This is a genomic window from Affinundibacterium fentianense (genome assembly GCF_018139545.1).
GTDB lineage: Bacteria > Pseudomonadota > Gammaproteobacteria > Burkholderiales > Burkholderiaceae_D > Undibacterium > Undibacterium fentianense.
In genome coordinates, this window is sequence record NZ_JAGSPJ010000017.1 from 1 (window position 1) to 500 (window position 500).

The 500-nt window shown below is 56.8% G+C and carries 1 protein-coding gene; it reads right to left on the reverse strand.

Going from position 1 to position 500, the window contains the following annotated elements; all coding sequences use genetic code 11:
- Positions 1 to 30 precede the first annotated feature (30 nt).
- Positions 31 to 429 (reverse strand): DNA-packaging protein FI, encoded by a 399-nt coding sequence (locus KDM90_RS17600; RefSeq protein WP_000158919.1) that lies wholly within the window; start codon positions 427 to 429, stop codon positions 31 to 33.
- Between the last annotated feature and the right edge of the window lie 71 nt (positions 430 to 500).

Below are 500 nucleotides of genomic sequence, written 5' to 3' on the forward strand. Positions count from 1 at the left end.
GGTTATCGAAATCAGCCACAGCGCCTCCCGTTATTGCATTCTGGCCAGGCCGCGCTCTGTCATTTCGGCTGCCACACCGGCAGAGACACGAAACGCCGTTCCCGGCAGCACAAATGCCACAGGTTCATCCCGCGTGGCGTGAAGTGCATCAGTATGCAGCTTCACCAGTGCCACGACCGTGACCAGTTCAGACGTATCCAGAATCACGGTATCCGGCTGCGCTGATCCCACCTCATTTTCATGTCCGGTCAGCACATTTTCCCGGCTGAGAGGGGTGTCCTGACCGGCAGTTTCATCCGTGTCATCAAGCTCCTCTTTCAGCTCTGCCACACGGAGCGCCAGTTCTTCTTTCGTCCCCGTCAGGCTGACATCACGGTTCAGTTGTTCACCCAGCGAGCGGAGACGGGCAATCAGTTCATCTTTCGTCATGGACTCCTCCACAGAGAAACAATGGCCCCGAAGGGCCATGATTACGCCAGTTGTACGGACACGAACTCATC

Excerpts from the sequence above, each read along its gene's own strand:
- KDM90_RS17600 (WP_000158919.1), bottom strand. The coding sequence starts at position 429 with ATGACGAAAGATGAACTGATTGCCCGTCTCCGCTCGCTGGGTGAACAA.